General features: G+C 66.6%; 18 protein-coding genes. 11 read left to right on the forward strand and 7 right to left on the reverse strand.

What is annotated here, in order from left to right; all coding sequences use genetic code 11:
* Positions 1-18: 18 nt before the first annotated feature.
* On the forward strand, positions 19-1,137 hold the full coding sequence (locus AB4Z42_RS04510) for an AbrB family transcriptional regulator (RefSeq protein WP_442007890.1): 1,119 nt from the start codon (positions 19-21) through the stop codon (positions 1,135-1,137).
* Here the strand turns inward: AB4Z42_RS04510 and AB4Z42_RS04515 are convergent.
* Positions 1,083-1,877, reverse strand: coding sequence for a purine-nucleoside phosphorylase (locus AB4Z42_RS04515; protein ID WP_442007891.1), 795 nt, complete (start codon positions 1,875-1,877; stop codon positions 1,083-1,085). The two genes, AB4Z42_RS04510 and AB4Z42_RS04515, sit on opposite strands and share 55 nt — an antisense overlap.
* Positions 1,878-1,933: 56 nt before the next feature.
* Here AB4Z42_RS04515 and AB4Z42_RS04520 point away from each other — a divergent pair, with 56 nt between their 5' ends.
* Both AB4Z42_RS04520 and AB4Z42_RS04525 read left to right on the forward strand, forming a co-directional pair.
* Positions 1,934-3,115, forward strand: coding sequence for a M20 family metallopeptidase (locus AB4Z42_RS04520; RefSeq protein ID WP_442007892.1), 1,182 nt, complete (start codon positions 1,934-1,936; stop codon positions 3,113-3,115).
* Positions 3,112-4,281: a M20 family metallopeptidase gene (locus AB4Z42_RS04525; RefSeq protein ID WP_442007893.1), complete on the forward strand. Its 1,170-nt coding sequence runs from the start codon at positions 3,112-3,114 to the stop codon at positions 4,279-4,281. Before AB4Z42_RS04520 ends, AB4Z42_RS04525 begins: the two co-directional genes overlap by 4 nt.
* A gap of 20 nt (positions 4,282-4,301) precedes the next feature.
* Here AB4Z42_RS04525 and AB4Z42_RS04530 read toward each other — a convergent pair whose 3' ends face one another.
* Positions 4,302-4,778 carry a gamma-glutamylcyclotransferase gene (locus AB4Z42_RS04530; protein ID WP_442007894.1) on the reverse strand — a complete coding sequence of 159 codons (477 nt, stop codon included), beginning with the start codon at positions 4,776-4,778 and terminating at the stop codon, positions 4,302-4,304.
* A gap of 92 nt (positions 4,779-4,870) precedes the next feature.
* On the opposite strand from AB4Z42_RS04530, the gene AB4Z42_RS04535 reads away from it, so the two are divergent.
* The 3 genes from AB4Z42_RS04535 to AB4Z42_RS04545 are packed head-to-tail and all read left to right on the forward strand — an operon-like array spanning position 4,871 to position 8,982.
* Positions 4,871-6,283: an NAD(P)H-quinone dehydrogenase gene (locus tag AB4Z42_RS04535; protein ID WP_442007895.1), complete on the forward strand. Its 1,413-nt coding sequence runs from the start codon at positions 4,871-4,873 to the stop codon at positions 6,281-6,283.
* A 57-nt stretch (positions 6,284-6,340) separates the two neighbouring features.
* Positions 6,341-8,080 (forward strand): glycerol-3-phosphate dehydrogenase/oxidase, encoded by a 1,740-nt coding sequence (locus AB4Z42_RS04540; protein WP_442007896.1) that lies wholly within the window; start codon positions 6,341-6,343, stop codon positions 8,078-8,080.
* A 59-nt stretch (positions 8,081-8,139) separates the two neighbouring features.
* Entirely contained in the window at positions 8,140-8,982 is an 843-nt protein-coding gene (locus AB4Z42_RS04545) for a pseudouridine synthase (RefSeq protein WP_442007897.1), read from the forward strand.
* Positions 8,983-8,985: 3 nt separating this feature from the next.
* Here AB4Z42_RS04545 and AB4Z42_RS04550 read toward each other — a convergent pair whose 3' ends face one another.
* Positions 8,986-10,812 (reverse strand): glycoside hydrolase family 2 protein, encoded by a 1,827-nt coding sequence (locus AB4Z42_RS04550; protein WP_442008115.1) that lies wholly within the window; start codon positions 10,810-10,812, stop codon positions 8,986-8,988.
* A gap of 531 nt (positions 10,813-11,343) precedes the next feature.
* Here AB4Z42_RS04550 and AB4Z42_RS04555 point away from each other — a divergent pair.
* Genes AB4Z42_RS04555 through AB4Z42_RS04565 form a run of 3 tightly spaced genes read left to right on the forward strand, consistent with a single transcriptional unit; the run spans position 11,344 to position 13,381 of the window.
* Positions 11,344-11,694: an RNA-binding protein gene (locus AB4Z42_RS04555; protein WP_442007898.1), complete on the forward strand. Its 351-nt coding sequence runs from the start codon at positions 11,344-11,346 to the stop codon at positions 11,692-11,694.
* 15 nt (positions 11,695-11,709) lie between these two features.
* A complete protein-coding gene (locus AB4Z42_RS04560; protein ID WP_442007899.1) occupies positions 11,710-12,606 on the forward strand; it encodes an NmrA family NAD(P)-binding protein in 897 nt (298 codons plus the stop codon).
* 4 nt (positions 12,607-12,610) lie between these two features.
* Positions 12,611-13,381: an SDR family NAD(P)-dependent oxidoreductase gene (locus tag AB4Z42_RS04565; protein ID WP_442007900.1), complete on the forward strand. Its 771-nt coding sequence runs from the start codon at positions 12,611-12,613 to the stop codon at positions 13,379-13,381.
* Here AB4Z42_RS04565 and AB4Z42_RS04570 read toward each other — a convergent pair.
* Positions 13,350-14,135, reverse strand: coding sequence for an enoyl-CoA hydratase/isomerase family protein (locus AB4Z42_RS04570; protein WP_442007901.1), 786 nt, complete (start codon positions 14,133-14,135; stop codon positions 13,350-13,352). The two genes, AB4Z42_RS04565 and AB4Z42_RS04570, sit on opposite strands and share 32 nt — an antisense overlap.
* 30 nt (positions 14,136-14,165) lie before the next feature.
* Complete coding sequence (locus AB4Z42_RS04575; protein ID WP_442007902.1) at positions 14,166-14,849, reverse strand: TetR family transcriptional regulator; 684 nt, start codon at positions 14,847-14,849, stop codon at positions 14,166-14,168.
* A gap of 69 nt (positions 14,850-14,918) precedes the next feature.
* Between AB4Z42_RS04575 and AB4Z42_RS04580 the strand changes: the two genes are divergently transcribed.
* Both AB4Z42_RS04580 and AB4Z42_RS04585 read left to right on the forward strand, forming a co-directional pair.
* The gene (locus AB4Z42_RS04580) at positions 14,919-15,971 is read left to right on the forward strand and encodes a ferredoxin reductase (RefSeq protein WP_442007903.1); all 1,053 of its coding nucleotides are present in this window, start codon (positions 14,919-14,921) and stop codon (positions 15,969-15,971) included.
* A gap of 28 nt (positions 15,972-15,999) precedes the next feature.
* Positions 16,000-17,151 carry a fatty acid desaturase family protein gene (locus AB4Z42_RS04585; protein WP_442007904.1) on the forward strand — a complete coding sequence of 384 codons (1,152 nt, stop codon included), beginning with the start codon at positions 16,000-16,002 and terminating at the stop codon, positions 17,149-17,151.
* On the opposite strand, the gene nei2 is transcribed toward AB4Z42_RS04585, so the two are convergent.
* Both nei2 and AB4Z42_RS04595 read right to left on the reverse strand, forming a co-directional pair.
* Positions 17,098-17,856 carry an endonuclease VIII Nei2 gene (nei2, locus tag AB4Z42_RS04590; RefSeq protein WP_442007905.1) on the reverse strand — a complete coding sequence of 253 codons (759 nt, stop codon included), beginning with the start codon at positions 17,854-17,856 and terminating at the stop codon, positions 17,098-17,100. The genes AB4Z42_RS04585 and nei2 overlap by 54 nt on opposite strands.
* 2 nt (positions 17,857-17,858) lie before the next feature.
* Positions 17,859-18,794 (reverse strand): SDR family NAD(P)-dependent oxidoreductase, encoded by a 936-nt coding sequence (locus AB4Z42_RS04595; RefSeq protein ID WP_442007906.1) that lies wholly within the window; start codon positions 18,792-18,794, stop codon positions 17,859-17,861.
* Between the last annotated feature and the right edge of the window lie 12 nt (positions 18,795-18,806).

An 18,806-nucleotide genomic window follows, 5' to 3' on the forward strand; every position in this document is an offset into this window, starting at 1 on the left:
AGAGGATACTTGTTATCAATGGTGATGAGAAGCGTACTCAGGTGGTTGCTGTTGGTGGTGGTGACCGTCGGTGTCGCATACCCGCTGAGCGCGATCGGCGTCCCATCGGCCGCACTGTTCGCCGCGCTTGCCGTTGGTATCGCGCTGGCCCTCACTTCGCTGGCGCCCGGCCGCGTACCCCGTCCCGCGGGCGTTGCCGCCCAGGGCGTGCTCGGCGTCTACATCGGCACGATGGTCGACCAGAACGCGGTGGGCGCACTCGGCCCGCACTGGCCGATCGTCGCGGCCGTCGCGGTCGCCACCCTGCTGCTCAGCGTCGTGTGCGGAGCGCTGCTGGCGATGCACCGTGACATCACCCCGTTGACGGGATCGCTGGCCCTGGTGGCGGGCGGGGCGTCCGGGTTGGTCGCGATCGCCCGCGAACTCGGCGGCGACGACCGCGTGGTGTCGGTGGTGCAGTATCTGCGCGTCGCGTTGGTGACCGCTTCGATGCCCATCGTCGTGACGCTGGTCTATCACGCCGACAAGTCACATCCGGGGGCGACGATGGCCCAATCCGATGCCGCCCCTTGGTATCTGAGCATCGGCATGGTCATCGCGCTGGTGGTGGTCGGCGCCACCGTCGGCCGGTGGGTCCGGATGCCGGGCGCGGGCCTGTTGGGGCCGTTGGCGCTGACCGTGCTTCTGCAGGTCACCGGCCTGTCGTTCGGCTTATCGGTCCCGATGGTGCTGGTGCAGGTCGGCTACGCGCTGATCGGGTGGCAGGCCGGGCTGGCGTTCACCCGCGATTCGTTGCGCGCAGTGGGGCGCATGCTGCCGACGGCCATCGGCCTCATCGTCGTGCTCAGCGTCGCAACGGCCGGTCTGGGTGTCGTGCTGGCTCACTTCGCGGGACTCACCCCGCTGGAGGGCTATCTGGCCACCAGCCCCGGCGGTGTGTACGCCGTGCTGGCGACAGCCGTCGAAACGGGGTCCAACGTCACGTTCGTCGTCGCCGCGCAGGTGGTGCGGATCCTGCTGATGTTGTTCGCCGCACCGCTGCTGGCTCGCAGCATGGTGTGGCTGAGCCGACGCGTCGGTCGTCAGAGCCGGGAGATGACCCCGGCGAGCAGGGAACCCATCAGCGTCGCGGACTGACGGCCCGCCTCCAGCACCTCGTCGTGGCTCAGCGGCTCACCCGTCATGCCCGCCGCGAGGTTGGTCACCAGCGACACCGCAAGCACCTGCGCGCCCGCCGCGCGCGCGGCGACGGTCTCGTGCACGGTCGACATGCCGACGAGGTCGGCGCCCAGGGTGCGCAGCATCCGAATCTCGGCGGGCGTCTCGTACTGCGGTCCGTTGAGCCCGGCGTACACACCTTCGGCCAGTGCCGGGTCGATCTCGCGGGCGAGGGCGCGCAGCCGTGGGGAGTAGGCGTCGACCATATCGACGAAATGCGCTCCGACCAGTGGTGATCGGCCCGTCAGGTTGAGGTGGTCGCTGATCAGCACCGGCTGTCCCACCGCAAAGTCCTCGCGCAGGCTGCCCGCGGCGTTGGTCAGCACCAGGGTGCGCGCACCGGCGGCGCATGCGGCCCGCACGGGATGGACGACGTGGCGCAGGTCGTGCCCTTCGTAGGCGTGGATGCGGCCGACGAACGCCAGCACCTTCCGGTCACCGAGTCGCAGCGACAACATCTGGCCCCCGTGTCCCTCCGCAGTCGGCGGGGTGAAACCGGCCAGCTCCGCAACCGGCACCACCGCCACCGGGTCGCCGAGTTCCTCGACGGCAGGCGCCCAGCCCGACCCCAGGACAATCGCGACGTCATGTTCGTCCACGCCCGTGCGCCTGCGGATCTCTGCCGCCGAAGTCGCGGCGTCCGCTTCCGGCGTCGTCACGCTGGGCAGCTTAGCCGTCGAACCGGCGCCCACCGGCGCAGTGAGATACTTCCTGGATGCCCACCGCCACTGCGTCGAGTTGCGTCACCGACGCCGTCAACCGACGCCGTGGCGATCTGCTCGAGCTGTCGCACTCCATTCACGCCGAACCCGAGCTCGCGTTCGCCGAATACCGCAGCTGCGCGAAGACTCAGGCACTGGTCGCCGACTACGGTTTCGAGGTCACCAAGGCGCCCGGCGGCCTGGACACCGCCTTCCGGGCTGACTACGGCAGCGGCCCGCTGGTCATCGGGATCTGCGCCGAATACGACGCGCTGCCCGGCATCGGACACGCGTGCGGGCACAACATCATCGCCGCGTCGGCGGTCGGCACCGCTCTGGCGCTGGCGGAGGTGGCCGACGAGCTGGGCTTGACGGTTGCGCTGCTCGGAACTCCTGCCGAGGAGGCCGGGGGCGGAAAAGTGTTGCTGCTCAACGCGGGAACGTTCGACGACGTGGTCGCCACCGTGATGCTGCACCCAGGGCCGCTGGACATCGCCGCCGCCCACTCGCTGGCGCTGAGCCAGGTCGCGGTCGGCTATCGCGGCAGGGAATCGCATGCAGCGGTGGCCCCGTACCTCGGAGTCAACGCCGTCGATGCCGTCACGGTCGCCCAGGTGGCGATCGGGCTGCTTCGCCAGCAGCTGATGCCCGGTCAGATGATGCACGGCATCGTCACCGATGGCGGCCAGGCCACCAACATCATTCCGGGCCGGGCCGAGATGGAGTACACGATGAGGGCGAACGACGCCGCGTCGCTGCGCGAACTCGAGAAGCGCATGTCCGACTGTTTCCTCGCCGGGGCGGTCGCCACCGGCTGCGACTATTCGGTGTCTTCGACCGAGCCCGCCTACGACGAGCTGGCCCCCGACTCCTGGCTGGCGGAGGTGTTTCGGGACGAGATGGTGCGTATCGGTCGGTCGCCGTTGCCTGCCGAGGTCGAGGCGGCATTCCCGCTGGGCAGTACCGATATGGGCAACGTCACTCAGGTGATGCCGGGTATCCATCCGATCGTCGGGATCGACTCCGGCGGCGCGTCCGTGCACCAGCCGGCCTTCGCCGAGGCCGCCGCGGGGCCCGGCGCGGACACGGCCGTCGTCGAAGGGGCGATCATGCTGGCCCGCACGGTGGTGACGCTGGCCGAGACGCCGGCGCAGCGGGACAGGGTGCTGGAACACAAGACGAGGCGGGCGTCATGAGTCTGCACGAAGCCATCGAAGTGTGGCTGGACACCCATTACGCGGATCTGGTGGCCTGGCGTCGCCACATGCACGCCCACCCGGAGCTGGGCCGCCAGGAATTCGCCACCACACAGTTCGTCGCCTCGCGGCTGGCCGATGTTGGCCTCAACCCCAAGGTGTTGCCCGGAGGTACCGGTCTGACCTGTGACTTCGGCCCTGAGCACGGGCCGAGGATCGCGCTCCGCGCCGATATGGATGCGCTGCCGATGGCCGACCGCACCGGCGCGCCGTACGCGTCGGTGGTCCCCAACGTCGCGCACGCCTGCGGCCACGACGCGCACACCTCGATCCTGTTGGGAACCGCCCTGGCGCTGGCATCAGTGCCGGAACTGCCCGTCGGGGTGCGGTTGATCTTCCAGGCCGCCGAGGAGCTGATGCCAGGTGGTGCGATCGACGCGATTGCGGCGGGCGCGTTGACCGGGGTGTCACGAATCTTTGCGCTGCACTGCGACCCGCGGCTGGCCGTGGGGAAGGTCGCGGTCCGGCCGGGCCCGATCACCTCGGCCGCCGATCAGCTCGAGGTGACTCTGCACTCGCCCGGCGGGCACACGTCGCGACCACACCTCACCGGAGATCTGGTCTACGGGATCGGCACGTTGATCAGCGGCGTGCCCGGGATCCTGTCCCGGCGCATCGACCCGCGCAACAGCACGGTGATGGTGTGGGGTGCCGTCAACGCCGGCACCGCCGCCAACGCGATCCCGCAGACCGGCACGCTGGCGGGAACCATCCGCACCGCGAGCCGCGAGACCTGGGAGACGCTGGAAGCTATTGTGCGCGAGGCGATTTCATCGCTGCTGGCCCCGCTGAACATCGAGCACACTCTGCAGTACCGGCGCGGGGTGCCGCCGGTGGTCAACGAAGAGATCTCGACGCGCATCGTCACCCATGCCATCGAGGCGATCGGCCCCGACGTGCTGTGCGACACCCGCCAGTCCGGTGGCGGCGAGGACTTCTCCTGGTATCTCGAGGACGTCCCCGGCGCGATGGCGCGGCTGGGCGTCTGGTCAGGCCGCGGGCCGCAGTTGGACCTGCATCAGCCCACATTCGACATCGACGAACGGGCGATGGCGGTGGGCGTGCGGTTCCTGGTGAACATCGTCGAACAGGCCGCGGCCTTCTAGGCTGGCTCGCGCAACGGGGGCTAGGAGGTGCCGGGCCCGATGTTGCGGGCCGGTCGGGTGCGCAGGCTGTGCACATACTCATCTGGTGCACCGGCGATTTCGGCGGCGTCCGCCATGACGCCGATATAGCGGGCCGAGGGCAGACCGCCTTCCCACGCGTCGACCACGTACAGCCACGCCAGCACCGGCTCGAAGCTGGTGTCCGATGCGGTCCGATGCACCCGGCATCGGATCTTCTTGTGGAATCCGAGCTCTGAACCCTCCCAGCGGTCGAGGTTGGCCTCGTCTTCCTTTGTCATGTCGTACAGCACGACGAAGACCTTGGACAGCGGATCCTCGACCAGCGTGGCCAGGGCACCTTCCCAGCCGATATCCTCACCGCCGAACGTCAGCCGCCAGCCGTGCAGCCATCCCGTCCCCGCCATGGGGGAATGGGGCGCCCGCTCCAACATCTGCTCTGGATGCATGTTGGATCCGTAGGCGGCGTACAGCGGCACCAGGAAACTCTAAAGCTTTTCTGGCCGGCTTCTCCCACCGGCTTCGCCCACAGGCTGGGCGATCAACCATTCGCTTGGCTAGCGTTGACGCCGTGGCAACGCGCATCGTGATCATCGGCGGCGGTCCCGCCGGCTACGAGGCCGCACTCGTGGCCGCCGCTCGCGGACCCGACGTCGAGGTCACCGTGGTCGACTCTGACGGCATCGGGGGCGCGTGCGTCCTGTGGGACTGCGTCCCGTCCAAGACGTTCATCGCATCCACCGGCGTGCGCACCGAACTGCGCCGCGCGTCCGGTCTCGGCTTCGACATCGCGATCGAAGACGCCAAGATCTCCCTGGACCAGATCCACAATCGCGTCAAGACTCTTGCGAAGTCGCAATCCACCGACATCGGACACCAGCTGCTTCGTGAGGGCGTCACGGTCGTGCAAGGACGCGGTGAGCTGGTCGATGACACCTCCGGTATGGCCCATCACCGGGTGAAGGTCACCACCGCGGGCGGCCGCATCGGCACGCTCAAAGCCGACGTCGTGCTGATCGCCACCGGGGCCAGCCCACGAGTGTTGCCAAACGCCAGGCCCGACGGCGAGCGCATCCTGAACTGGCGCCAGCTCTACGACCTGACGGAACTTCCGCAGCACCTCATCATCGTCGGCTCCGGTGTCACCGGAGCCGAGTTCTGCAACGCCTACACCGAACTCGGCGTCCCGGTCACCGTGGTGGCCAGCCGCGACCAGATCCTCCCGCACGAGGACTCCGATGCGGCGGCCGTGCTGGAGGAGGCCTTCGCCGATCGCGGCGTGAAGCTGGTGAAGAACGCCCGCGCCGACTCGGTGACGCGGACGGCCGACGGTGTGGTCGTGACGATGGCCGACGGCAGAACGGTCGAGGGCAGCCACGCCCTGATGACTGTCGGTTCGGTGCCCAACACCTCGGGACTGGGCTTGGAGAAGGCCGGGATCGAGCTGGCCCCGGGCAATTATCTGAAAGTCGACAGGGTGTCGCGGACCTCGGCGTCGGGGATCTATGCCGCAGGCGACTGCACGGGTCTTCTGCCGCTGGCCTCGGTGGCCGCCATGCAGGGGCGTATCGCGATGTACCACGCGCTGGGGGAGGGTGTGACGCCGATCCGGCTGCGCACCGTCTCCGCCGCCGTGTTCACCAGGCCGGAGATCGCCGCGGTCGGTGTCCCGCAGACGGCGATCGACAGCGGCAGCGTGCCCGCACGGACGCTGATGCTGCCGCTCAACACCAACGCCAGGGCCAAGATGTCGCTGCTGCGGCTCGGCTTCGTGAAGATCTTCTGCCGACCTGCGACGGGCGTGGTGATCGGCGGCGTTGTGGTCGCCCCAATCGCCTCGGAGCTGATCCTGCCCATCGCCCTGGCGGTGCAGAACAACCTGTCGGTCACCGACCTGGCGCAGACGCTGTCGGTGTATCCCTCACTGTCGGGGTCCATCGTGGAGGCGGCGCGAAGGTTGATGGCGCACGACGATCTGGACTGAGTCCACGTAGCCTGGGACCGGGCGTGTGTACCGACCAGTAACAAGGAGCTATTTCCAGTGAGCGACCCGATCCCCGCGAACGGGCAGACCCTGCTGAGTCCCGAGGCTCGGGCAGAAGCCTGGGCGCGACTCGGCAGCGAGCAGTTCGATGTCGTCGTCGTTGGCGGCGGCGTGGTCGGCGCGGGCGCTGCGCTCGATGCGGCGACGCGCGGGCTGAAGGTGGCCCTCGTCGAGGCGCGCGACTTCGCGTCGGGCACGTCGAGTCGTTCGTCGAAGATGTTTCACGGCGGCCTGCGCTACCTCGAGCAGCTGGAGTTCGGGCTGGTGCGCGAGGCGCTTCATGAACGTGAACTCTCGCTCACCACGCTGGCGCCCCATCTGGTAAAACCCCTTCCGTTTCTCTTCCCGCTGACCAGCCGATGGTGGGAGCGGCCGTACGTCGCGGCGGGCATCTTCCTCTACGACCAGCTCGGGGGCTCGAAATCCGTTCCGCCGCAGAAGCATCTGACGAAATCGGGTGCGCTGCGGCTGGCGCCGGGGCTGAAGCGGTCATCGCTCATCGGCGGTATCCGCTACTACGACACCGTCGTCGACGACGCACGCCACACCATGACGGTGGCGCGCACGGCGGCGCACTATGGCGCGGTGGTCCGGACCTCCACGCAGGTGGTGTCGCTGCTGCGCGAGGGTGACCGGGTCGTCGGCGTCGAGGTGCGCGACTCCGAGGATGGCGGCGTCACCGAGGTGCGCGGCCACGTCGTCGTCAACGCGACCGGAGTATGGACCGACGAGATCCAGGCACTGTCCAAGCAGCGCGGGCGTTTTCGGGTGCGGGCGTCCAAGGGCGTGCACATCGTCGTCCCGCGCGACCGCATCGTCAGTGAGGTCGCGATCATCCTGCGCACCGAGAATTCGGTGCTGTTCGTCATTCCGTGGGGTACGCACTGGATCATCGGCACCACCGACACCGACTGGAATCTCGACCTGGCGCACCCGGCCGCGACCAAGGCCGACATCGACTACATCCTCGGCACGGTCAACACGGTGCTGGCGACGCCGTTGACCCACGACGACATCGACGGCGTGTATGCCGGCCTGCGGCCGTTGTTGGCGGGGGAGAGTGAAGAGACGTCCAAGCTGTCGCGCGAGCACGCGGTGGCCGTGCCCGCGCCCGGTCTGGTGGCCATCGCCGGCGGTAAGTACACGACATACCGGGTGATGGGCGCCGACGCGATCGACGCCGCAGCCGAGTACGTTCCGGCCAGGGTGGCGCCGTCGATCACCGAAAAGGTTCCGCTGATGGGTGCCGACGGCTACTTCGCGTTGATCAACCAGACCGAAAGCGTCGGAGCGCATTACGGTCTGCACCCCTATCGGGTGCGTCACCTGCTCGACCGCTACGGTTCGCTGATCGGTGAGGTGCTGCAGATGGCAGAGGGCAGGCCGGAGCTTCTCACCCCGATCACCGAGGCGCCGGTGTACCTCAAGGTGGAGGCGTGGTACGCCGCAGCGGCCGAAGGGGCGCTCCATCTCGAGGACATCCTCGCCCGGCGGATGAGGATCTCGATCGAATACCCGCACCGCGGCGTGGATTGTGCGCGCGAAGTGGCCGAAGTGGTTGCGCCGGTGCTGGGTTGGAGCGACAAGGACATCGATCGCGAGGTGTCGACCTACCTGGCCCGTGTCGAGGCCGAGGTGCGCAGCCAGCAGGAGCCCGACGACGAATCCGCCGATGCGCTGCGGGCCGCCGCCCCGGAGGCGCGTGCGGAGATTCTCGAACCGGTGCCCCTCAATTGAGGCGGATCCCTGGGGGCAGGAACGGAGTGACCCGGGGGAGGAGGGTTGCGCCGCTGCCGGTGCGTGATGGACTCGGTCCGGCGCGGGTGCGGTTACGGGGCGGTGCCGTTCTCGTCGAACTGGCTGACCGGTTCGGGGAACCTGCGGCGGCCAAGGTCCTCAGCGGCGAAGTGGTGACATCCGACGGCAGCGTCGTCGACGCCGCAACGGTATTGCCTACCGGCGCCTTCGTCTACCTGTATCGCGAACTGCGCGAAGAAATTCCGGTGCCCTTCGACATGCCGATCCTGCATCGCGACGACGATATCGTCGTGGTCGACAAACCACACTTCCTTGCGACGATGCCCCGGGGCAGGCACGTCGCGCAGTCGGCGCTGGTGCGACTGCGCCGTGAACTCGATATGCCCGCCTTATCGCCGGCGCATCGCCTGGACCGCCTGACGGCGGGTGTGCTGTTGTTCACGGCGAGGCGTGAGGTTCGGGGCGCGTACCAGACCCTGTTCGCGCGTGGCCTGGTCCGCAAGACGTATCTGGCGCGCGCCGATGCCGATCCGCAAGTCACGCTGCCGACGGTGGTGCACAGCCGGATCATCAAGCAGCGCGGTCACTTACAAGCGACCGAGGTGCCGGGTGAGCCGAATGCCGAGTCCGTCATCGAGCATTTGGGCGAGGGTTCATATCGGTTGACGCCGCGCACCGGACGTACGCATCAGCTGCGGGTCCACATGGCGTCGCTGGGACTGCCGATCGCCGGAGACCCGTTGTACCCGAACGTGATCGATGTGGCACCCGACGACTTCTCGAAGCCGCTGCAACTGATTGCGCACAGTCTCGAGTTCGACGATCCGATCTCGGGCGTGCCGCGTGCGTTCGTCAGCAGGCGTTCGCTGGGGTTGACCTGATCGCTATTGCGATCCCGCCGCGATGACCGCGCGATTTCGCCCCGCCACGACCGGGAGATCGACCTTCATGACCTGCCGGTCGTAGGTCATGTAGCCGTTGACCTCGTTCTCGACATCCGTCGTCTGCGTGTAGATCGCACCCGAAAGGCCGATCTCTCGCTCGATTCTCTCGAGGTCGAGGCTGACCTCGACGTAGCGCTGCGTCAGCCGCTCCTTGCTGTCGGTCATCTCATAGGCCATCGGCGGCCCGGGCCACCGGTTGGCCTCTGCGACCAGGCCGAGGCCGCCGTACTCACCGTTCACGGTCACCCTGCCGTCGCGGACCACCGGCCGGCCCGGACCCACATAGGTGTGGTCGTCGAAGACATCGCCTGCCCTGCTGTCGCCGCGGGACTTGCAGCAGTTCGCCCCGCTGTTGGGGATCACCATGCGGGTCGGATCCTCCGCCTTCACCGCTCTGGCGACTCTGGCCGTGTCGTACTCGCCCCAGCCCTCGTTGAACGGCACCCAGCCCACGATCGACGTGACGCTGCTCAGCTGATGGACCATTTCCGACAGCTCGTTTTCGAAATGCGCTTGCGCATCGCGACGCGGTGTCGGCGCAGGTCCCGTGGGGATGTCGAGGGACACCTCCAGTGACGGCATGTCCTGCCACACCAGGAGTCCCAGCTTGTCGGTCCAGTAGTACCACCGCGCAGGTTCGACCTTCGCGTGCTTGCGGACGGAGTTCATTCCGAGTGCCTTGATCTGCTCGAGGTCGAACTTCAGTGCGTCATCGGTGGGTGCGGTGTAGATCCCGTCTGGCCAGTAGCCCTGGTCCAGCGGACCGTGCAGGAACGTGATCTTGCCGTTCAGCGCGATACGCGACCTGCCCTGCGCATCTTTGACCGTGCTGATCGTGCGCATGCCGCCGTAGCTGGAAACCTCGTCGATCACCTGGCCGGACCGGCTCACCAGCCTGGCGCTCAGGTCATAGAGGTACGGGTCGTCGGGCGTCCACAGATGCGGGGACGGCACCTGCAGGCGCAGCGCGGCGCCCGGCTTTCCCGATGCGCGCGCCACCACCTCACCGCCCGGTTTGGAGACGACCACCTCGGCGCGCTGATCCGTCGCGCCCGAAACACGCGGCGTCACAGTGAAACTGGTCAGATCCGGGGTGACGTCGAGTTTGTCGATGTATGACTTCGGCACCGGTTCCACCCACACCGTCTGCCAGATACCCGATGCTCCTGTGTAGAAGAGCCCGGCGGGATTGTTGCGCTGCTTGCCGACTGCGAAGCCGCTGTTTTCGTTGCGGTCCTCGACACGCACGGTCAGCTCCTGCGGCCCCGATGGTCGCAGCGCGCTGGTGATGTCGGCGCTGAACTCGGTGTACCCGCCCTCGTGACGTGCGACCTGCTTGTTGTTGACCCATACGGTTGCGATCTGGTCGACAGCGCCGAAGTGCAGCAGCACATGCTGGTTGTCCCAATCGTCAGGGACCTGAAAAACCTTGCGGTACCACATCTGATCGTCGTGGCGCTGGATGCCCGACAGTGCAGACTCCGTGGGGAAGGGCACCAGGATCTGATCGCGGTATTCACGTTCCGCGGGTGGTCCGCTGGCCGCGCCGCTTGCGGGCCTGCCGGTGTACCCCCACAGGCCGTTGAGGTTCAACCACTTCGGCCGAGACAACTGTGGCCGCGGATACTCGGGGAGCGCATTCTTCGGTCCGACCAGCGGGGTCCACCTGGTCGACAACGGCGGTTTCTTCGGTTGCCAGACGTCGGCCGCGTTGGCCGGCGCATTCACGATCACCATGCTTCCGAGCAGTGCCATTCCCATGGCCATGGTGATGCGGATGAACCGCATACGGGTACGACGGGTGACGCGAGCAGGCATGAACATTCCCCAGGGTCAGAACAGTCGGGACCGACTTGGCGGCGCCAAACCCGAAGGTTCCCCCGGCACGCCGTTGCGTCGCAGCAAACGTACCGGGAACTTCTTGCCAAAGGAAGTAGGCCAGCTTGGCAATTTGGCCAGAATGCTCGGGCGGGACATTGGGCATCACTCGGCAAACATCTTCTTTGGGGGTGTGAACCGCCCGTTAGGTGCAAAAGCGCATTTTCCCCGGCTGCAGCTATGACGCCGTGGCAATCTTCCATCCAAAATGCGAAAGGGTGGCGACGAGGCGCGCATGTCGAGGTGCCCCGGTGTCGTGCCTGCTCCTGGGCCTGCTGCGCAGCAAAGTCTGGTCGGATCCGAGGGACTTTGTCAGCGGACACACACCGGCGGGCATGGGCCTTTCCGGTTACACCGGGCACCGGAACTGCGAGAATCGCATCCACGGCTTCCCGCCGACGGTCCTGAAGGAGCGAAAACGTGCGCAAGATCTGGCTTTGTGGCGCGGCATTGTTGTTCGCAGGCGGTCTGGTCACTGTGGGCACACCCCATGCCGACGCCACATTCTGTGGATCCGTCGGCGGCAGGTTTGTCGACGTCTCCGGATGCAGCGACCCGTTCTCCTACCTCAACGACGCACTACCCCCTCCTCCTCCACCACCCCCGCCTCCACCACCGCCTCCACCACCGTCGGGTGCGCCGCCGCCGCCTCCGCCCCCGCCCCCGCCGCCGCCTCCACCTCCGCCGCCGGCGTACTACGTACCGCCAGCCCCGAACGTCGATGTGTGCGCCAGCGTGGGCCGGCGCATCAGCGTCAGCGGTTGCGTCTAGCGACCGGTTGATTCGGTGTACCTGATCACCGGGGCCGGTGGCGGGGTCGGCAGCGTCAGTCGAACTGTCGTCGAGTCGTTACTCGGTGACGGTGAACAGGTGCGGGCCATGGTGCGTCGTGATGACGAACGGGCGCAACAACTTCGGGAGTTGGGAGCCGAAGTTGTCGTCGGTGATCTGACACGCGCTGCCGACATCGTCGACGCGCTGACCGGTGTTCACCGCATGTTCTTCAACATGAGTGTGTCGGCCGACTACCTGCTGGCCACTACCGAGGTCTGCGCGGCGGCGCTGGAGCGCGGCCACCTCGATGCGATCGTCAACATGTCGCAGATGACGGTGTCACAGATGACCCTGACCAGTACAGGTGAGTCCGAGCATCAGCGCTTGCACTGGCTGGCCGAACATGTGCTCAATTGGTCGAATCTGCCCGTAACCCACGTCCGCCCAACGGTTTTCTTGGAGAACCCGCTGTTCTCGATGCTGGGAGCGCAGACGGTGAAGCGCCGCGGCGTGCTTGCGTTGCCGTTCGCGGCGGGTCACACGTCGCCCATCGCTGCGGCCGATGTCGCCGCCGTCGTGGCGGCGATTCTGCGTGATCCCGCCGACCGCATCGGTGACGTGTACGAGTTGACCGGCCCCGAGGTGCTCGACATCGACGGTCTCGCCGAGCAGTTCGCCAGTGCGCTCGGACGACCGATATCCGCCGAGAATCTCTCGCCCGATGAACAGCGCAGACTGCTGAATTCTGTCGAGCTGCCCGAACACGTCGCACAGCACATCGCGACGATGGCGCGCTTGCATCGCGAGGATCGCTACAACCGCCTTTCGGGCGACGTCGAACGCATCCTCGGCCGGCCGGCGCAATCCGTCGCGCAGTACGTGAGGCAACACCGCGGTCTGTTTGACTGACCGCGTGGACCGCACAACATTTGATCGCCTATTCGACCTGACCGACCGCACCGTCATCGTCACGGGTGGTACCCGCGGCATCGGCCTTGCCCTTGCGGAGGGCTTCGCGCTTGCCGGCGCCCGCGTGGTGGTTGCCAGCCGCAAGGCCGACGCCTGTGAGCAGGCCGCACAGCACTTGCGCGCCCTCGGCGGTGAGGCCATCGGCGTCCCCACCCACCTGGGAGATGTGGACGCGCTCGAAGCGCTGGTGCGCAGGACCATCGACGAGTTCGGCGGCATCGACGTGGTGATCAACAATGCGGCCAATGCGCTGGCACAGCCTGTCGGGGAGATGACCGCGGACGCGTTGACCAAGTCGTACGAGGTCAATCTCCGCGGACCGGTGTTCCTCGTGCAGGCGGCGCTGCCGCATCTGAAGGCCAGTGCGCACGCCTCGGTGGTGAACATGATCTCTACCGGTGCGTTCAATTTTGCGCCGGGGACGGCGATCTATTCGTCCAATAAGGCGGCGTTGATGTCCTTCACCCGATCGATGGCCGCCGAGTACGCCTTGGCAGGAATCCGGGTGAACGCCATCGCGCCGGGGCCCGTCGACACCGACATGATGCGGAACAACCCGCAGGAGGCCATCGACCGGATGGCCGGCAGCAACCTGATGAAGCGTCTTGGCACACCAGACGAGATGGTAGGCGCCGCATTGCTTTTGGCGTCCGATGCCGGAAGCTATATGACCGGAACCGTGATCATCGCTGACGGTGGCGGAACGCCTCGGTAGCGTCAGCCATCACCCCACCCGTCGACGCCAGTATCTGGCTGCGGTTCTCCAGGTGCAGTGCCGCTTCCAGGCTCGATGCGTCCAGGTTGGCCCACAGCACCTGCTTGGTGGACTCCACACCGAACTTGCCGTAGCTACAGAGTGTTTCGGCGATCGCAAGCGCATCGTCGACCACCGCCGCGTCGGGAACCACACGTGACACCATGCCGAGCCGCAGCGCCTCGTCGGCGTCGACCGCTCGCGCGGTCAGAATGAGGTCGAAGGCCGGGCCCGCGCCGACGATGCGGGGCAGTGTGTAGCTGACGCCGATGTCGCATCCGCCGAGACCGAGCTTGATGAACTGGGTGCAGAACCACGCGGATTGGGACGCGATGCGGATATCGCAGGCCAGCGCGATCCCCATTCCGCCGCCGTAGGCCGCCCCGTTGACCGCCGCGATCACCGGCTGCCGCAGGTGATGGATCTTGGCGGTGAGGTCGGCGATGCGCTCCTGCCAACGCATTCCGGCGCGGGGGAACTCCGTGCCTCCACCCGCCTTGTCGGGGTTCGGTTCCGTCAGGTCCAGGCCCGAGCAGAAGCCCCGCCCTGCGCCGGTGAGCACGACGACCCGGCAATCGTTGTTGGCGCGGATGCCGTCGAGCGTGGCGTGCAGGTCCTCGACCAGCTCGTACGAGAGCGCGTTGAGCTTTTCCGGTCGGTTCAGTGTCAGGACTGCGATCTCAGGCCGGGGGTACGTCAATTCGAGATGAGGCATGGGCGACACGTTATCGCCTGAGGGAAGGACTCAGACGGTGCTGCGCCAGCCGGTGACGCCGACGACGATCATGCGTAGCTGCTTGACCGCGATGCGCCTGATCTCATCGAGCGCGACGGCGTCGTTGGCGTCTTCGATGGCTTCTGCGATCGAGATCATCGCGTTGACGAACAAGCTCGCCAGGATGTTGAGGTCCTCGCCGCTCCACGTATTGAGGCCGGGGAAGCGAGCGAGGTCGATCGCCAACTCCGACGTGATCAGGCGGATCTCCGTGCGGATGGCGTACCGAAGCACGCTCACGCCGCTCGAGCGCTCACGGCCGATGAAGCGCCAGTGTTCGCGACGTTCGTTGACGCCCTCGATCAAGATGTCCACGGACGACTCGATGACGCGGTTCGGATCGAGCTTGCCCGCTCGCGCACCACGCAGCATGTCGCGAAGGGCGCGGAAGGACTCGTCGATGAGCACGAGGCCCAGCGCCTCCATCGTTTCGAAGTGGCGATAGAAGGCCGCAGGCACGATGCCCGCCTCACGAGTGACCTCACGCAGGGACAGGGCGGTGAAGCTGCGGTCCTCCAGCAGGCGCAGGGCGGCGGCGACGATGGCCCGCCTGGTGGCCTCCTTGCGCTCTTCACGGGAGAGCGTGTCACGGGACCGGGACTTGCTTGACCTGCTCGAACGGCTCGTTCGTGAACTGGGCGTACGGTTGTTCACTTTGTGAAACCTACCACAACCTGCGCGAATCTGTTGACGCGCCCCGGAGGAGCGGCGCACGGTATACACATGTTCACTCAAACTTTGACACGCCGCGTGCGACGGTCGCCTCTTCTAGAGTTGCTGACCGGCCCCCACGGCGTGGACCGATACACCGAGCTGGTCGACCGGACCTGGACACGGGGAGACGCCCGCGCGAAGGTGATCGCAGTGCGTCGGCAGACCCCCCGCAGCGTCACGCTGACGCTGGAACCGAATCAGGCGTTCACCGGTTTTCGGGCCGGACAACACATCAATCTCACGGTCGAGATCAATGGCCGTCGTCGCACCCGGCCTTATTCTCCGGCCAGCGCCGAGGGATCCCCGTACATCGAGCTGACGATCGGCCGCCACGACGGCGGACTGGTGTCCACATACCTCTATGACCACGCCCGCCCGGGCATGGTCGTCGGGTTGGACTCCGTCGGCGGGGACTTCGTGCTGCCCACGGTGCGACCCGGGCGGATTCTGTTCGTGTCGGGCGGCAGCGGTATCACCCCGGTGATGTCCATGTTGCGCACAATGCGCAACGAGGGATCCGATCGCGAGGTCGCCTTCATCCACTACGCACGCAACGCGCAGGAAGCCTGCTATGCAGGCGAGCTCGCCGCGATGGCGGGAGTACGGGTGCTGCATGGCTACACGCGCCACGGGCATGGCGACCTCGAGGGTTACTTCGGAGCCGACCACCTTGCCGCCGCGATGCCCGAGCCCGACGCGGTGTTCGTATGTGGCCCGCAGGCGCTCGTGGAGGCCGTCCGCACGCACTACCCGGACGCGGTCTCGGAGAGCTTCGTCCCACCTGTATTCGCCCCGTCGACCGAGACGTCCGGCGGCCGAATCGCATTCACCGACAGCGGTGTCGAGCTGACCGATGACGGCCGGCCGCTGCTCGAGCAGGCCGAGGCCTCAGGCCTCGCGCCGGAAAGCGGATGCCGGATGGGTATCTGCGGCACCTGCACCCGCCGCAAGACCAGCGGTGTCGTCAAGAACCTGATCACCGGAACCGTATCCAGTAGCGAAGCAGAAGACGTGCGTATCTGTGTGTCCGCTCCCGTCGGCGACGTCGACATCGCGCTTTAGATCCGAAACGGACCAGAAAGGACAAGCCATGACTACAGCAACCACCCCCCAACCGAAGACCATCTCGAAAACCGTTGGCGGCAAGACCGTCACCATGAGCCCCGAGCAGGCCGACGCGTTCGGCCGAGAGCTCGACGCGCTGAAAGAGCGTGTGATCGCCGACCTCGGCGAGCGCGACGTCACCTACATCCGCCGGATCATCAAGGCGCAGCGCGGTCTGGAGGTCGCCGGCCGTGCGATGCTCTTCGGCGGCATCTTCCCGCCGTTCTGGCTCGCAGGCACCGCGATGCTGGGCATCTCGAAGATCCTCGACAACATGGAGATCGGCCACAACATCATGCACGGCCAGTACGACTGGACCGGCGATCCGACGTTGGCGGGCAAGAACTTCGAATGGGACACCGCCTGCCCGGCTGACCAGTGGCGGCACTCGCACAACTACATGCACCACACCTACACCAACATCGTCGGCATGGACCGCGATGTGGGCTACGGAATCCTGCGGATCAGCGAGGACCAGAAATGGAAGCCGTACTTCCTCGGCAATCCCGTGTGGGCATTCCTGCTGATGGTGCTGTTCCAATACGGCGTCGCGCTACACGAGATGGAAACCGAGCGCATCACCGCGGGGGAGATCTCGATCGCCGACAAGCGCGAGATCCTCGAGGGGATCTGGCGTAAGACCAAGAAGCAGACCCTCAAGGACTACGTGGCGTTCCCGCTACTGGCCGGCCCGTTCGCGCCCTGGGTGTTCGCCGGGAACATGACGGCGAACCTGATGCGCAACGTCTGGTCCAACGTGATCATCTTCTGCGGACACTTCCCTGAGGACGTGCAGGAGTTCTCCATCGAAGAAACCAAGGCCGAGACGCGTGGCCAGTGGTACTTCCGTCAGATCCTGGGGTCGGCGAACCTGACCGGGGGCAAGCTGTTTCACATCTTGAGCGGCAACCTGTCGTTCCAGATCGAGCACCATCTGTTCCCCGACATCCCGGCGCACCGCCATGCCGAGATCGCGCCCGAGGTACAGGAGATCTGCAACCGTTACGGGATCCCCTACAACAAGGGACCGCTGCCGCGGCAGATCGCCACAGTCTGGCGCAAGATCTTCAAACTCGCGCTGCCGTCACGTCTGACAGACCGGGCACCAGAAACTGATCCGGTCCCCGCTGCTGTCTGACTTGATCGGGGTACCGCACCGCCGGCACGGACGTCCGACCCGGCCGTAGACCCAAAGGTCTCGGCCGGATCGGGTGTCTCCGGTCGTCGTCCGGTTGGCTCGGGACCGGTTGAGCCACAACATGTCCCGCGCGCGTTGCACCATCCGCAGCGGATCCTTGACGGCGCCGACGGGTGTGGTGGGCAGATACCCGGTGACGAAGCAGAGCTCGTTTGCGTACACGTTGCCCACCCCGGCCATCACCCGCTGATCCAACAGCGTGTCGGTGAGAGGCCGTTCGGGGTCGGCCGTCAGGTTCTCCCTCGCGACGCGCGGCTCCCAGTCGTCACCCAGCAGGTCGGGGCCGAGGTGGGCGACGGCGTCCATGTCGTTGTCGCGTTTGAGGATCTCCAGCACGCCGAGGTCGACACCCGCGCTACGGGAATCCGCGGTTTCCAGGATGATTCGGATCTTGTGCGCAGGGACCCGGCGAATCTGGCCGCCGATCAGCCAGGCGCCGTCCATCTTCAGGTGCGAATGAATGCTCGCGTCACCCGCGCGGATGAAGAGATGCTTGCCCCGGCTCAGCACCTCGTCGACCACACAGCCCGTCAGATCCACGGTGGCGAACTTCGGCACCCGGACATCGCATCGAGTCAACGTTTTGCCTTCGAGCGCGTCGCGCAGCTTGGCCGCGCTACGAAAGACGGTGTCGCCCTCAGGCATGACTATCCGGTCAACTTCAAAGACAACTCCCACAGCCGTTCGGCGTTGGACACATCCAGTGCATACGGTGCCACACCGGACAGGCCGAACTCGTCGCGCCTCGTCACCACCGTGGCCTCGTTGCAGTCCTCAAAATAGCGGCCGCCGATGCCATCCAGCAACGGGGAGGCAGCGAGCAGCACCGAGGTCGCGGCGCCCTGCTCGACGGACTTGAGTTGGCTTCCCGCTCGGCGGAAACGCTCGGCGGACCCGGCGGCGTAACCCGGGTCCATATGGCGTTGGAGGGCGGTCACGATTCCACCCGGCATCAGTGCGTTGGACGTGATGCCGTCGTCGGCCCAGCGCCGGGTGGCTTCGACCGCGAACAGCACATTGGCTGTCTTGGACTGCCCGTACGCGCTGAACGGGTCGTACTCACGGAACGCGAAGTCTATGTCGTCGAACACGACCGGTGAGCGCAGATGCCCGCTGGAGCTCACCGAGACGATCCGCGCCGCGCCTGCCGACGCCAACGCGCCGTAGAGTCCGACGGCGAGCGCGAAGTGGCCGAGATGATTTGTGGCGAACTGCAATTCATGGCCACTGGGGGAGATGGTGAGTTCCTGAACGGCCATCACGCCTGCGTTGTTGACCAAGATGTCCAGCGGTCCTGTCCAGCCGCGGATGAAGGCTGAAACACTCGAAAGATCGCTCAGGTCGAGCGCACGGACGTCGGTGTTGTCGTCGCCGATGTCGGCGGCGACGCGCGAACCTGCGGCGGGGTCGCGCACAGCCAGCGTGACGTGCGCGCCCGCGCCCGCGAGGGCACGCGCGGTCTCCACGCCGATGCCCGACGCCGCCCCGGTGACCACGGCTGTCTTGCCGTGCAGGTCAACCCCCGCGATGACCTCGGCGGCGGTCGATTCGAATCCGAAGGGTGTCGTCAGCACAGACTTCATGCGCTATTCCAA

Source organism: Mycobacterium sp. 2YAF39, assembly GCF_052114565.1.
Taxonomy (GTDB): domain Bacteria; phylum Actinomycetota; class Actinomycetes; order Mycobacteriales; family Mycobacteriaceae; genus Mycobacterium.